12 protein-coding genes are annotated in these 13,517 nt (G+C 70.1%); 7 read left to right on the top strand and 5 right to left on the bottom strand.

What is annotated here, in order from left to right; translation table 11 throughout:
- Positions 1-9 precede the first annotated feature (9 nt).
- Positions 10-936 (bottom strand): 50S ribosomal protein L3 N(5)-glutamine methyltransferase, encoded by a 927-nt coding sequence (gene prmB, locus GGR71_RS06580; protein WP_160960969.1) that lies wholly within the window; start codon positions 934-936, stop codon positions 10-12.
- A 79-nt stretch (positions 937-1,015) separates the two neighbouring features.
- On the opposite strand from prmB, the gene GGR71_RS06575 reads away from it, so the two are divergent.
- Together GGR71_RS06575 and asd are read left to right on the top strand one after the other, a co-directional pair.
- Positions 1,016-1,666, top strand: coding sequence for an SCO family protein (locus GGR71_RS06575; RefSeq protein ID WP_010340523.1), 651 nt, complete (start codon positions 1,016-1,018; stop codon positions 1,664-1,666).
- Positions 1,663-2,508 (top strand): archaetidylserine decarboxylase, encoded by an 846-nt coding sequence (gene asd / locus GGR71_RS06570; RefSeq protein WP_160960972.1) that lies wholly within the window; start codon positions 1,663-1,665, stop codon positions 2,506-2,508. Before GGR71_RS06575 ends, asd begins: the two co-directional genes overlap by 4 nt.
- A gap of 441 nt (positions 2,509-2,949) precedes the next feature.
- On the opposite strand, the gene GGR71_RS06565 is transcribed toward asd, so the two are convergent.
- On the bottom strand, positions 2,950-4,548 hold the full coding sequence (locus tag GGR71_RS06565) for a transglycosylase SLT domain-containing protein (protein WP_160960974.1): 1,599 nt from the start codon (positions 4,546-4,548) through the stop codon (positions 2,950-2,952).
- A 333-nt stretch (positions 4,549-4,881) separates the two neighbouring features.
- On the opposite strand from GGR71_RS06565, the gene GGR71_RS06560 reads away from it, so the two are divergent.
- The gene (locus GGR71_RS06560; protein WP_160960976.1) at positions 4,882-6,387 is read left to right on the top strand and encodes a helicase HerA-like domain-containing protein; all 1,506 of its coding nucleotides are present in this window, start codon (positions 4,882-4,884) and stop codon (positions 6,385-6,387) included.
- A 61-nt stretch (positions 6,388-6,448) separates the two neighbouring features.
- Positions 6,449-6,898: a GFA family protein gene (locus GGR71_RS06555; protein ID WP_456362592.1), complete on the top strand. Its 450-nt coding sequence runs from the start codon at positions 6,449-6,451 to the stop codon at positions 6,896-6,898.
- A 129-nt stretch (positions 6,899-7,027) separates the two neighbouring features.
- Here the strand turns inward: GGR71_RS06555 and nudK are convergent, their stop codons facing one another.
- Positions 7,028-7,630 (bottom strand): GDP-mannose pyrophosphatase NudK, encoded by a 603-nt coding sequence (gene nudK, locus GGR71_RS06550; protein WP_160960981.1) that lies wholly within the window; start codon positions 7,628-7,630, stop codon positions 7,028-7,030.
- A 246-nt stretch (positions 7,631-7,876) separates the two neighbouring features.
- Here nudK and GGR71_RS06545 point away from each other — a divergent pair, with 246 nt between their 5' ends.
- Positions 7,877-9,157: a tetratricopeptide repeat protein gene (locus GGR71_RS06545; RefSeq protein ID WP_160960984.1), complete on the top strand. Its 1,281-nt coding sequence runs from the start codon at positions 7,877-7,879 to the stop codon at positions 9,155-9,157.
- Between the two features lie 50 nt (positions 9,158-9,207).
- On the opposite strand, the gene GGR71_RS06540 is transcribed toward GGR71_RS06545, so the two are convergent.
- Complete coding sequence (locus tag GGR71_RS06540) at positions 9,208-10,647, bottom strand: rhomboid family intramembrane serine protease (RefSeq protein WP_160960986.1); 1,440 nt, start codon at positions 10,645-10,647, stop codon at positions 9,208-9,210.
- 108 nt (positions 10,648-10,755) lie between these two features.
- On the opposite strand from GGR71_RS06540, the gene greB reads away from it, so the two are divergent.
- Entirely contained in the window at positions 10,756-11,262 is a 507-nt protein-coding gene (gene greB, locus GGR71_RS06535) for a transcription elongation factor GreB (RefSeq protein ID WP_160960988.1), read from the top strand.
- 42 nt (positions 11,263-11,304) lie between these two features.
- On the opposite strand, the gene rimO is transcribed toward greB, so the two are convergent.
- A complete protein-coding gene (gene rimO / locus GGR71_RS06530; protein ID WP_160960991.1) occupies positions 11,305-12,693 on the bottom strand; it encodes a 30S ribosomal protein S12 methylthiotransferase RimO in 1,389 nt (462 codons plus the stop codon).
- Positions 12,694-12,851: 158 nt separating this feature from the next.
- On the opposite strand from rimO, the gene GGR71_RS06525 reads away from it, so the two are divergent.
- Positions 12,852-13,514, top strand: a complete 663-nt coding sequence (locus tag GGR71_RS06525) for a dienelactone hydrolase family protein (RefSeq protein ID WP_160960993.1) — start codon at positions 12,852-12,854, stop codon at positions 13,512-13,514.
- Positions 13,515-13,517: the final 3 nt, after the last annotated feature.

The following is a 13,517-nucleotide window of genomic DNA, read 5'->3' as shown; positions in this document are numbered from 1 at the left end:
TCGCTTGCGTCACCGGTCCGCGGCCAGCGCGGCGATGCGCGCGTGGTGCGTCAGCAGTTCGCTGCGCTCCACCGCGAAGATGCCCATCTGCCCGACCTTGAACTCGACCCAGGCGAAGTCCACTTCCGGCAGCAGCTGCGCCAGCGCGCGTTCGGACTCGCCGACCTCGCAGATCAGCAGGCCGTCCTCGCTCAGGTGCGCCGGCGCGTCGCGCAGGATCTTCAGCGCCAGGTCCAGGCCGTCGTCGCCCGCGCGCAGGCCCAGCTCCGGCTCGTGCGCGTATTCCGGCGGCAGCGCGTCGGTCTCGGCATGGGTAACGTAGGGCGGATTGGTCACGATCAGCTCGTAGCGGCGCCCGCCGAGCCCGGCGAACAGGTCGGACTTGACCAGTTCGACGTTGTCGGCCAGCAGCCGCTCCTTGTTCTCGGCCGCCAGGCTCAGCGCGTCGTCGCTGATGTCGACCGCGTCCACCTGCCAGTTCGGGTTGTAGTGCGCCATGGCGATGGCGATGCAGCCCGAGCCGGTGCACAGGTCCAGCGCGCGCTCGACCGGGCGGCCGGCCAGCCATGGCTCGAAGCCGGCCTCGATCAGCTCGGCGATCGGCGAACGCGGCACCAGCGCGCGCGCGTCGCTCTTGAAGCTGAGCCCGGCGAACCAGGCCTCGCCGGTGAGGTAGGCGGCGGGGATGCGCTCGGCGATGCGGCGCTCGAACAGCGCCAGCACCTGCGCCTTCTCCGGTGTGGTGACCCGCGCGCTACCGTAGGCCGGGCCCAGGTCGTGCGGCAGGTGCAGCGCGTGCAGCACCAGTTGCGTGGCCTCGTCCAGGGCGTTGTCGTAGCTGTGGCCAAAGCTCAGCCCGGCGGCGTTGAAACGGCTGGTGCCGTAGCGGATCAGGTCGATGATCGTGTGGAGTTCGGCGGCCGCGTCGGCAGTCATGGCAACAGGCAAGGCAATGTGGCCCCCGATTATAGAGGCCCGGCCGCTATGATGAGCGTTCGTTGCATGGGAAATCAGTATGTTCAACCGCACCTTCGGCATCGTCCTGGTGGTTGCCCTGGCCGCCGGCCTGGGGCTGCTGCTGGCCCAGAAGTACTTCGGCGGCAGCGCCGCCCCGGCCTGGCCGGAGACGCGCACGGTGCGCATGTACCCGCAGCCGCGCCCACTGCCCGACTTCCACCTGCGCCAGACCGACGGCACGCCGCTGGTCCCGGGCGAGCTCAAGGGCCACTGGACCCTGGTGTTCCTGGGCTTCACCGCCTGCCCGGACGTGTGCCCAACCACGCTGGCCGACCTGGCGCGCGCGCAGAAGCAATGGGAGACGCTGCCAGACACGCTGCGCCCGCGCGTGCTGTTCGTCTCGGTGGACCCGCAGCGCGACACCCTGCCGCGGCTGGGCGAGTACGCCCACGCCTTCCACAAGGACACCATCGCCGCCACCGCCGACGTGCCCGAACTGGAGCGCTTCGCCACTGCGCTGGGCTTCGTGTTCCAGAAGGTGCCGGGCAAGCATTACGCCGAGAACCCGAACGACTACAGCATGGACCACTCCGCCGCGATCGCGGTGCTCGACCCGCAGGGCCGCCAGGCCGGGCTGATCCGCCCGCCGTTCGATGCCGCGGCGATCGCCGCCGACCTGCAGGCGCTGACCAAGGCCACCGCCCCATGAGCCTGACCACCCGCCTGACCTACGTGCTGCCGCACCGGCTGCTGTCCTCGCTGGCACGGCGCCTGGCCTACTCGTCGCGGCCCGGGCTGAAGCAGTGGCTGATCGACACGGTGGTGCGCCGCTTCGGCGTGGACCTGAGCGAGGCCGCGCAGCCGGATGCGCGCGCCTATCCGACCTTCAATGCCTTCTTCACCCGTGCGCTGAAGCCGGGCGCGCGCGTCGCCGATCCCGATCCGCAGGCGCTGCTGATGCCGGCCGATGGCCGCATCAGCCAGCTCGGCCGCATCAAGGACGGACGAATTTTCCAGGCCAAGGGGCAGTCGTTCACCGCGGCCGAACTGCTCGGCGACGACGCCGCAGCGGCGCCATTCGCCAACGGCCTGTACGCCACCGTGTACCTGTCGCCGCGCGACTACCACCGCGTGCACATGCCCTGGACCGGCACCCTGCGCGAAACCGTGCATGTGCCCGGCAGGCTGTTCAGCGTCGGCACCGACGCGGTGCGCAGCGTGCCACGCCTGTTCGCGCGCAACGAGCGCCTGGTCTGCCATTTCGACACCGACTTCGGCCCGATGGTCTCGGTGATGGTTGGCGCCCTGCTGGTGTCCGGCGTGGAAACGGTGTGGAGCGGCGTGGAGATCCCACGCTACGCCGACCGCATCACCCGCAAGGAGTGGCGCGGCAAGGGCATCACCCTGCAGCGGTTCGAGGAAATGGCGCGTTTCAACTACGGCTCCACCGTGATCGTGCTGCTGCCGCCTGGCGTGGCCGCGTTCGATCCTGCACTTGCGGCGGAATCGCCGGTACGGCTGGGGCAGGCACTGGCGCGTCTGCTGCGCTGAGGCGTGCAGGGCCGCGTTGCGGCCATTTGTGGGGAGTGCAATTGTGGGAGGGACTTCAGTCCCGACGCATTGACGGTGGCGGGCCACAGGCTCTCACTGGATGGCCGAAACGCCATACACCCGACACCGCGGCCGCCGCACCCTCATCCGGCGCTGCGCGCCACCTTCCCCCGAAAAGGGGGCCAGGGTCCCGGGGGGAGAAGGGATGGAGCCGCGCTTGGGTCTCGCCATCGGCTTTTCAGGCTGGCGACCCGCGAGAGCAACAGCCCCACTGTGGGAGGGACTTCAGTCCCGACGCATTGGCGGTGACAGACCGCAGGCTCTCGATGGATGGCCGAAAAGCCATGCACCCGACACTGCGGCCGTCGCACCCTCATCCGGCGCTGCGCGCCACCTTCCCCCGAAAAGGGGGCCATGGTCCCGGAGGGAGAAGGGATCGGCCTACTTCTCGCAGCCCACCAGCTTCAGCGACTGGCCCGGCTTCAATGCATAGCCCGGGGCGCGCAGGCCATTGGCCTTGGCCAGTTCCTTCAGGTCGCAGTCGTGGCGGTCGGCGATCCGGCCCAGGGTGTCGCCCTTGGCCACGCGGTAGTTGCGCACCTGCTTCTGCTTGGGCTTGGCCGGCGCGGGACGGCCGGTGGCCACCGTGGTCGGCACGCCGGCGACCGGGCTGACGTCGCCCACCGCCACGTTGCCGGTCAGGTCGGCGGCCGGCGCCGGGCTGCTGCTGCGCACCGCGGCAGTGACGTCGGCGGTGATCAGCGCGCGGGCCAGGTCGGCGCGCGGGCCGCTGACGCAGTAGCGGTTGTACAGGCCGACGATCTTGGTGGTGGCATTGATGGTCACCCCGGCCGGGATCCAGCCGTCCGGCTCGTAGCGCGGGTTGAGGTTGCGCAGCGCGCGCATGTAGCCGTCGCGGGTGCCGTCGCTGCCCAGGCAGATGGTCAGTTCGTAGATGGTGGTGGACTTGGCCAGGCGCAGCGTGGCCGGCTGCGCATTGATCTTGGGGAAGGCCACGCCGTACTGCTGCGGGTGCAGGAAGATCCACGCCGCGGCGATCACCATCGGCACGTAGTCCTTGGTCTCGGCCGGGAACTGGTTGTACACCGAGGCGTCCCAGAAGCTGCGGCCGGGCATCTGGTTGAACACGCGCGCGGCACGGCCTTCGCCGCCGTTGTAGCCGGCCAGCGCCAGTTCGACGCTGCGGTTGAGTTCGGCCATGCGCTCGTTGATGTAGACCGCGCTGGCCTCGGCGGCACTGCGCGCGTCGTAGCGGGTGTCGAAGCCGGTGCCGTCCGGGCCCAGGCCGAAGCGGCGCCCGGTGGCCGGCATGAACTGCATCAGCCCGGCGGCGCCCACCCGCGAATTGGCGTGCACGCGGCCGTTGGATTCCTTGGCGATGATGCCGAACAGCAGCGCTTCCGGCAGGCCGCGCTTCTCCCACTCCGGCCACATGATCGCGCGCAGGTTCTGGTAGTTCTCGTAGCTGCTCATCAGCGCCGGGCGCATGTCGGTGAGCCAGCGGCGGATGCCGGCCTGCACCGCCGGGTTGTACTCCACCATCGAATCGAAGGCGTGGCGCTTGTCGTTGAGCAGGCTGGCCGCGCGCATCGCTTCGGGCACGTCGGCGGCGAGCGGGCTGATGTGGTCGGGGTCGGCCTGCAGCGGCGCGGAATCGTCGTCGGCAGCATCGGTGTCGCTGGCCTGGCCCTGCGCGTCGGCCTTGGCCTTCAGCAGGCGCTTGTACGCGCCCAAGTAGGTGCCCACCTCGCAACCGCGCTGCTTGATGCAGGCCTGGATCACGTCCTCGATGTCCTCCAGCGCGGCGTCGCTTTCCTGGGTGCCCTTGGGGTCGCTGTTGCCGACCAGCACCATGGCGTCGTTGTAGCGCTTCTCGGCGGCGGCCAGGCGCTGGTCGAGGACGGCGATGGCGGCCTGGTCGCGGGCGGACACGCGGGCTTGGGCGGCAGGAGCGGTGCAGGTCAGCGCCACGGCAGCCGCGACGGGCCACGCGTGGGTGAAGCGGAACGGAAGGGGCATGGTGGGACGCGGCGACGGAAAGGCCGCAGGGTAGCCCCCGCCGTCGCATCGCGGCAAGGTCGCCGCGGCCACGGCGCGGCCCGCGGCGGGCCAGGGTTCATCGCCGCCGGCCATTCCGCGCCGCAACACGGACACCGCACGCGCCGGCCCCGCGCCACCGATGCAGTGCGCCGCGCCCGTGCCGCACCAGCGAATGACCACATCGTGCAAAGACCACCGTTGCCGGGTTGCGACGGCATCCGCAGGGCGACGCGACACGCCCAAGGCAGCCTGTACGCATTCGGCCATGCCGCAGACGCTCTAGAATCCGGGCATCTCATTGCGGACCCCGATATGGACCCGATCCTGCTAGGCAAAGGCGTGACCGACGACATCGCGGTGCTGCTGCAACCGCGCCTGGGCAATCGCCACGGCCTGGTCGCCGGCGCCACCGGCACCGGCAAGACCGTGACCCTGATGACCCTGGCCGAAGGCTTTTCGCGGATCGGCGTGCCGGTGTTCCTGGCCGACGTCAAGGGCGACGTGGCCGGCCTGGCGATGCCCGGCGACGGCAGCGAGAAGGTGCTGCAGCGCGCCGGGGAGATCGGCGTGGCCGACTATGCCCCGGCCGCCAACCCGGTGCTGTTCTGGGATCTGTACGGCAAGCTCGGCCATCCGGTGCGTACCACCGTCAGCGAGATGGGTCCCACCCTGCTGGCGCGCGTGCTGGAACTCAACGACACCCAGGCCGGCGTGCTCGACATCGTGTTCAAGCTGGCCGACGACCGCGGCCTGCTGCTGCTCGACCTGGACGATCTGCGCGCGCTGCTGGCGCTGGTGGTGGAAGAGCGCAAGGACATCTCCACCGAATACGGCCTGGTCAGCGCGCCGTCGGTGGCGGCGATCCAGCGCGCGCTGCTGCGCCTGGCCCAGGACGGTGGCGAGGGCTTCTTCGGCGAACCGGCGCTGGACCTTGCCGAGCTGATGCGGGTCGACCACGACGGCCGTGGCGTGATCGGCATCCTCGCCGCCGCGCAACTGGTGCTCAAGCCGCGGCTGTACTCGACCTTCCTGCTGTGGCTGCTGTCGGAACTGTTCGAGCGGCTGCCGGAAGTGGGCGACCTGGACAAGCCCAAGCTGGTGTTCGTGTTCGACGAGGCGCACCTGCTGTTCGACGATGCGCCGCCGGCGCTGGTGCAGCGCATCGAGCAGGTGGTGCGGCTGATCCGCTCCAAGGGCGTGGGCGTGTACTTCTGCTCGCAGTTCCCGGACGACGTGCCCGACAGCATCCTCGGCCAACTCGGCAACCGCGTGCAGCACGCGCTGCGTGCCTATACGCCGCGCGACCAGAAGGCGGTGCGTACCGCGGCCGAGACCTTCGTGGCCAATCCCAAGCTGGACGTGGCCAAGGCCATCTCCCAGCTCGGCACCGGAGAGGCACTGGTGTCCACCCTGCAGGACAAGGGCGTGCCGGCGCCGGTGCAGCAGACCCTGATCGCGCCGCCGCGCTGCCGCATGGGCGCGATCTCCGACGCCGAGCGCGCGCAGGTGCGCGCCGGCAGCCCGGTCGGCACGCGCTACGACACGCCGGTCAACCGCGAATCGGCGGCGGAGCTGCTGGCGCGCCGGGTCGAGCAGAGCACCGACCGCAGCGCCACGCCGCCGGCGCGCACCCGCGAACAGGACGAGGCGCAGGACAGCGGCTTCGGCCAGGCGGTCAAGGACGCGGTGTTCGGCACCAAGCGCCGCCAGGGCATGCTGGAGGCGATGGCCAAGCAGACCTCGCGCACCATCGGCAATCGCATCGGCCAGCAGATCGTACGCGGCATCTTCGGCAGCATCTTCGGCGGCAAGCGCTGAGCGCTGCCGACGCCAAAGGAAGCTCCAGCATGGACAGGGAAGCAATGAGCGCCTTTCAATGATGTCGCGGGCAGACAAGCTGACAGCGCTCCAGGGAAGCTGCCACTGCGGCTGCCTGACCGTGGAGTTCTCGACGGATCAATCGGCAGAGGAAATCCGTCCGCGCGCATGCGACTGCAGCTTCTGCCAGAAGCATGGTGCGGCATACGTTTCCGATCCCGCCGGCACACTGCGACTGACGGCCACGCATGCCGAGGCCGTGCATCGCTATCGTCAGGGCGCAGAGGCCGCCCAATTCCAGCTGTGCCGCCAGTGCGGGGTGCTGGTTGCGGTCACGTTCGAACACCAGGGGCAGCTTTACGGTGCCGTCAATGCCGGCTGTCTGAACAAGACGCCGGCGCTGGGGGCTGCAGTGCCGGTGTCCCCGCAATGGCTGGACGCCGAAGCAAAAATGGCCCGATGGCGGCAGGCGTGGGTGCCGGACGTGCAATGGGTCATCGCTGACACCTGAGCATGCCTGCCGCACACCGTCGCCACCAGCGATCGACAGGCCCAGCGTGCAGAGCGCTGGATTCGCTGTGAGGCGCGGCCTTCGATCCAGGCGATGCCACGCGCAGAGACAAAAACCGACAACGCTACGCTAGGCCAGCAGCCCGTGCAGCTTGGCGTACTGCAGCAGCATGATGGTCTTGGCGTCGGCGATCTCGCCGGTGTCGATCATCGCCAGCGCGGCATCGAGCGCCAGCTCCAGCACCTCGATCTCCTCGCCCTCGGCGGCCACGCCGCCACCGGCGCCGACCTTGTCGCGGTCGACGTACTCGCCCACGAAGAAATACAGCCGCTCGGTCACCGAGCCCGGACTCATGAACGCTTCGAACACCTTGCGCACGTTCTCGATCCGGTAGCCGGTCTCCTCCTCGGTCTCCTTGCGGATGCAGGTCTCCGGATCGTGGCGATCGAGCAGGCCGGCGCAGGCCTCGATCAGCATGCCGTCGGGATTGCCGTTGAGCAGGGTCGGCAAGCGGAACTGGTGGGTCAGCATCACCGTGCCCTTGGCGCGGCTGTACAGCAGAATGGTCGCGCCATTGCCGCGGTCATAGGCCTCGCGCGTGAGCGCCTGCCAGCTGCCGTCGTGGCGCTGGAAATCGAAACTGACCTTGCGCAGCACGTACCAGTTGTCCGACAGCACTTCGATGTGGGTGACGCGCACGCGCGGATTGCCGGAAACGAAGGAAGGGTCCAAGCGAAACTCCAAGGGGTGAGGGGCACGGCAGGCGGCAGGTGCGGCGTCCGCCACCCTCCCCCGTCGTTCGGCCGCGCAGTGTAGCCAGCGCACGCACGGACGCAGCGGCACAGGTTGCGCTTTGCGCAGCCGACCACACTCCCTCGGTGCCGCCGTCCGCATCGCGCAGCCGCCCCAGCCAGCGTCCCGATTGCGCGCGACGCAGCCGACCCGCACAATCGTCACACTTCGTAGACAGGGGGCGTCATGGAAGACCGTCGTCGCGTGGGCGCAAGCCGCACACACCGCAGTACACCCGAACCGTTCTGGGCGCGCACCCGCGCCATCGCGCTGTATCCGCTGCGCGGCGGCGCGCTGTACGCGTTGATCGCGCTGACCCTGTGCAGCCTGCTGGAAGTACTGCCCGGCATCGGCTGGATCCTGGGCATCGTCACCACCCTGGCGATCTACAAATACGCCTTCGAGATCCTGCGGCACACCGCCGACGGCTACCTGGACGCGCCGGAGCGCGGGTTCGACATCGGCGACGGCGTGGTCGTGCGGCTGCTGGCGCTGATGATCGTGCTCGGCGTGGCGGTGTTCGCCGCGCTGCTTCTGACCGGGCCGGTCGGCGGCCTGCTGATGCTGCTGGCGGTGGTCCTGCTGCAGCCCGGCTTCCTGATTTCCCTGGCGATGGACGGCAGCCTGCGCCGCGCGCTGAACCCGGCCGTGTCGATCGGCCTGGCGCTGCGCATCGGTTGGCCATACCTGGCCGCGTTCGGCCTGCTGTTCGTGATCCAGGCCAGCGCGCTGGGCGCCGCCGCCTGGCTGCAGCGCGCCCTGCCGCCGCTGGTCGCCGACCTGGCGGTCACCGTGGTGACGATCTGGGGCCTGTTCGCCGCCTTCCACCTGATGGGCTATCTGGTCTACCAGTATCACGCCGTGCTGGGCTACGAACCGGCCGCCGACGCAGCGAGCGGCTTCGCCCGCCACGACCCGGACCAGCGCGTGCTCGACGAGGCCGAACAGTTGGTGCGCGACGGTCACACCGACGACGCGCTGCAGGTGCTGCGCAGCGAAGTGCGCACCCGCGCGGTGAGCCTGGGCGTACACGAGCTGTACCAGCGCCTGCTGCGCAGCAGCGCACGCCACGACGAACGCCGCGAGCATACCCGCCAGTACATGCACCGGCTGCTGCAGGAAAAGCAGGAACGGCGTGCGCTGGCCCTGCAGCGCGAGGCACTGGATGCCGATCCCGACTTCGCGCCGCTGCTGCCGGAACAGGCCACGCTGCTGGCCGAACGCGCGCAACTGGCGGGCCAGTTCCGGCTGGCTGCCGATGGCCTGCAGGCCGCGCTGCGCGCCTGGCCGAAGGCGCCGGAACGCAGCGCCTGGTCGCTGCAGGCGGCCCTGCTGCTGGCCGAACGCTTCGGCGAAGACGCGCAGGCGCGCGACCTGCTGGAGGACGCGCTGAGCCGCTGCGACGACGAGGTGCAACGCGGCAAGCTGCAGGCAGCGTTGCGCGCGGTGACGATCGCACCGGTCTAGCGCGCCCTGCACGGCGCGCGGCACCGGACACTCCGCGCACCAGGCAGCGCTCAGGCGTTGGCGAGCAGGAACCGCGCCTTGTCCGCCTGCGGCAGATCCGGATAGCGCACGATCAGTGCCTCCAGCACGCGCCGCCACTCCGCCATGGCCTGGCGTTCGCCATGACCCAGCGCGAGCCGGAACCAGGCCTGCGCCTGCTGCTCGCGCGACGAGCCCGCATCCTGCGCCAGCAGTGTCTCCGCCTCGACCAGCAAGCCCAGCGCCATCCAGCGCGCGAACAACGCCATGCGCGTCGGCACATCCACGTCGCCGGACGCTTGCAACACGGCGGCCTGCTGCCGCGCCTCGTGCACGGACGGCGCCGACAGGCGCAACAGCTCCTGCGCCCGCACCTGTGCCGATGCGGCGTGGCCGGCATTGGCCGCCAGGCGATAGCGCGCCAGCGCCACATCGAAGCGCTGCGGCGCTTCCGCGGCCAACGCGTCCAGCAGCGCGCCGGCCTGGACGTGTTCCATCCGCCCCAAATGCGCCTGCGCGCGCTCCCAGCGATCGTCGGCCGTTGCGTCGCTCTCGTCGCGCAGGAAGGCCTCGCGGGTCTGTCCGGTCGCCACCAGCACGGCACCGAGCAGCGCGCCGATCACCAGGCCGCCGGCATGCGCATCGAAGCCGATGCCGGCATCGCCATTGAACAGCAGGTTGTAAATTTCCCAGCCCAGCCACAGCGGCAGCAGCACGATGGCCGGCGCGCGCACGTAGTCGAACAGCACCGCCACCCAATAGAAGAAGCGCACCGGTCGCCGCCCCCAGACCACGCAGAACGCGCCCATCAGCGCGGCGATGGCGCCGGACGCGCCGAGACCGGCCCCGGCCTCGCCCCAGCGCCACCACAGGCTCACCGCACTGGCGCCGAACGCACCAAGCAGGTACACCGCCAGGAACCGCCAGCCGCCGATCGCGCCTTCCAGCAGCGTACCCAGCGCCAGCAGGAACAGCATGTTGCCGATCAGGTGCATGGCGTCGGCATGCAGGAACGCCGCCGTGAGCATGCGTAGCGGCGCCCATTCCGAGCTGCGCTGCACATGGCGCAGGGTGAACACGCGCTGCAGCAGCGTGTCGTAACGCGCCCGCAGCGGCGCCCAGGCCTGCTGCGCATCGGCGTCCGCGAAGGCGCTGCCGTCGCGCAGGGCCTGCACGAAGCGCACATCGTGCACGGTGATGGCGCCGACGAAGGCCGACCGCTCCGCTGCCGGTACCTGCTGCAGCTGCGCGAGCGGCTCGCGCTGGCCGCTGCGTTCCAGGTAGCGCGCATAGGCCGGCGCTTCCAGCGCGCCGAGTCCGGAGTCCAGGTAATAACGCTGCGCCTGCCGCAGCGGCGCCGCGTCGTGGCGCTGCCAGCCCGCATAGACCGCGATGTTGAGCAGGATCAGCAGCAGCGTGACCAGCGGGAGGTTGTCCCGCGACAGCGGCTTGTGCAGCGGCAGGATCAGCATCGAGCGACGTCCATGTGCGGGGCGGCGCCAGCTTCGGCCATCGCCTGCGGGTGCGCAAGGCGCAGGCACGCGCTAGCATCGCCACCCCGCTCCACCGCAGTCGCACCGATGAGCCGCTGGCGTCCCCCTGCCGAGAAAAGCACCGCCCTGATCACCCCGGAAGGCCATGCCCGGCTCAAGGCCGAGCTGGAGGAGCTGTGGCGGGTACGCCGTCCGGAAGTGGTCAAGGCGCTCGCCGCGGCCGCGGCCGAGGGCGACCGCTCGGAGAACGCCGAGTACACCTACCGCAAGAAGCAACTGGGCGAAATCGACCGCCGCGTGCGCTACCTGAGCAAGCGCCTGGAAGCGCTGCGCGTGGTCGCCGAGGCCCCGTCCGACCCGCAGGCGGTGTTTTTCGGCGCGCACATCGAACTGGAGGATGCCGACAGTGGCGAACTGCGCCGCTACCGCATCGTCGGCCCCGACGAGACCGACGCGGCGCGCGGTTGGATCAGCATCGATTCGCCGCTGGCGCGGGCGCTGCTGAAGAAGCGCGTCGACGACGAAGTGGAAGCGCAGCTGCCCGGCGGCCGCCACAGCTTCGTGGTGGTGGCGGTGGACTACGCCGCGCTGTGAGCGCGTGGCGCCGTGGCGCCACGCATGCCGTCGTCTGCGGCCTCAGAGTACCCGCAGGTCCAGCGGCCTTGCCGGCGTCGCCGGCGCCGGCAACGCATCGCCGAACAGATCGTGCTCGTCGCTGTCGGTGATCTCCACCTGCACCAGGTCGCCCGGCTTCAGCCCACGCTCGCCGCCGTTCTGGATATGCACCAGGCCGTCGATCTCCGGCGCATCGGCCTTGGAACGCGCCACCGCGATGCCGTCCTCCAGCAGGTCGACCAGGCACTCCTGCACGCTGCCGATCTTGGCTTCCAGACGCGCGGCGGAAATCGCCGCCTGCCGCTCCATGAAGCGCGCCAGCCGCTCCTGCTTGACCGCTTCCGGCACCGGATCCGGCAGCGCGTTGGCGCTGGCGCCTTCCACCGGGGAATAGGCGAACGCACCGACGCGGTCGAGCTGCGCGGCGTCCAGGAACTCCAGCAACTGCTCGAACTCGGCGTCGGTCTCGCCAGGGAAGCCGACGATGAAGGTCGAACGCAGGGTGATCTCCGGGCACAGCGCACGCCAGCGTTGCACGCGTTCCAGGGTGCGCTCCACCGCGCCGGGCCGCTTCATCAGCTTGAGGATGCGCGGGCTGGCGTGCTGGAACGGGATGTCCAGGTACGGCAGCAACTTGCCCTCGGCCATCAGCGGGATCACGTCGTCCACGTGCGGGTACGGATACACGTAGTGCAGGCGCGCCCACGCGCCCAGTTCCGACAGGCCCTCGCACAGCGCCTTCATCCGCGTCTGGTAGGCACGACCGCGCCACTCGCGCTCGGCGTACTTCAGATCCACGCCGTAGGCCGAGGTGTCCTGCGACACCACCAGTAGCTCGCGTACCCCGCCCTTGACCAGGCGTTCGGCCTCGCGCAGCACCTCGTCGACCGGCCGTGATACCAGGTCGCCGCGCATCGACGGGATGATGCAGAAGCTGCAGCGGTGATTGCAGCCTTCGGAGATCTTCAGATAGGCGTAGTGGCGCGGGGTCAGCTTGACCCCGATGTCGTCTTCGTTGCCACGACCGCGCGGCAGCAGGTCCACGAACGGATCGTGGCGCGGCGGCAGCGCCGCATGCACCGCTTCCATCACGCTCTGGTAGTCCTGCGGGCCGGACACCGCCAGCACGTCCGGATAGGCCGCGCGGATCTGCTCCGAGCGCTTGCCGAGGCAGCCGGTGACGATGACCTTGCCGTTCTCGGCCATGGCCTCCCCGATCGCCTCCATCGACTCGGCCACCGCCGAATCGATGAAGCCGCAGGTGTTGACCACCACCACGTCGGCCGCGTCGTAGCTGGGCACGATCGCGTAGCCTTCCACGCGCAGCTGGGTGAGGATGCGTTCGGAATCGACAAGGGCCTTCGGGCAGCCGAGGCTGACGAAGCCGACTTTGGGGGTCGCGAGAGACATTGGGGCCGGGGTCCGGGGGCCTGGGAGAAAAACAGCGCGCGAAGTATACCGGGCCGGGGCCGCCGGCGCGGCGGCCGCCCGCTGTGCGCCCGCTCACCCGGGCTTAGCCCGGGCGATGGATAATCGGCCGCTTCCCCCCACCCCACAGGACGCCGCACATGGGCCACTGGACCACACTCGACACCGCTCACGGCCAGGTTTCCGCCTGGCATGCCCTGCCCGAGGGCACGCCGCGCGGCGGCCTGGTCGTCATCCAGGAGATCTTCGGGGTGACCGACTACATCCGCGAGGTCGCCGACCGCTACGCCGCGCACGGCTACGAAGTGCTGGCGCCGGCGCTGTTCGATCCGGTCGAGAAGGACGCGCAACTGGCCTACGACCAGGACGGCGTGCGCCATGGCCTGGAACTGGTCGGCGCGCTCGGCTTCGATCGCGCCCTGGACATCGTGCAGGCGGCCGCGCAGGCGCTGGCGCCGGCCGGCAAGGTCGGCACGCTGGGCTACTGCTGGGGCGGCAGCGTCGCGCTGCTGGCGGCACTGCGCTTGGGCCTGCCCTCGGTGAGCTACTACGGCGGCCGCAACACCCAGTTCCTGGACGAGACGCCGAAGGCGCCGGTGCTGTTCCATTTCGGCGCGCAGGACGGCAGCATCCCGGCCGAGTCGATCCAGCAACATCGCGAGAAGCTGCCGCAGATGCAGACCTTCGTCTACCCGGCCGGGCACGGCTTCGACCGCCATGTGGACCCGAACCACTACGACGCCGACAGTGCCGAGCTCGCCCGCGAACGCAGCCTGGCGTTCCTCGCCGAGCACCTGGGCTGAGCC

This window comes from Xanthomonas sp. F1, from assembly GCF_014199855.1.
Note: the sequence above shows the minus strand (reverse complement) of the source record. Positions and strands in the feature narration are given on the sequence as shown.

Bases quoted from the DNA above. Each gene is read 5' to 3' on its own strand.
- prmB (WP_160960969.1), bottom strand. From the start codon at position 936: ATGACTGCCGACGCGGCCGCCGAACTCCACACGATCATCGACCTGATC.
- GGR71_RS06575 (WP_010340523.1), top strand. From the start codon at position 1,016: ATGTTCAACCGCACCTTCGGCATCGTCCTGGTGGTTGCCCTGGCCGCC.
- asd (WP_160960972.1), top strand. From the start codon at position 1,663: ATGAGCCTGACCACCCGCCTGACCTACGTGCTGCCGCACCGGCTGCTG.
- GGR71_RS06565 (WP_160960974.1), bottom strand. From the start codon at position 4,548: ATGCCCCTTCCGTTCCGCTTCACCCACGCGTGGCCCGTCGCGGCTGCC.
- GGR71_RS06560 (WP_160960976.1), top strand. From the start codon at position 4,882: ATGGACCCGATCCTGCTAGGCAAAGGCGTGACCGACGACATCGCGGTG.
- GGR71_RS06555 (WP_456362592.1), top strand. From the start codon at position 6,449: ATGTCGCGGGCAGACAAGCTGACAGCGCTCCAGGGAAGCTGCCACTGC.
- GGR71_RS06545 (WP_160960984.1), top strand. From the start codon at position 7,877: ATGGAAGACCGTCGTCGCGTGGGCGCAAGCCGCACACACCGCAGTACA.
- GGR71_RS06540 (WP_160960986.1), bottom strand. From the start codon at position 10,647: ATGCTGATCCTGCCGCTGCACAAGCCGCTGTCGCGGGACAACCTCCCG.
- greB (WP_160960988.1), top strand. From the start codon at position 10,756: ATGAGCCGCTGGCGTCCCCCTGCCGAGAAAAGCACCGCCCTGATCACC.
- rimO (WP_160960991.1), bottom strand. From the start codon at position 12,693: ATGTCTCTCGCGACCCCCAAAGTCGGCTTCGTCAGCCTCGGCTGCCCG.
- GGR71_RS06525 (WP_160960993.1), top strand. From the start codon at position 12,852: ATGGGCCACTGGACCACACTCGACACCGCTCACGGCCAGGTTTCCGCC.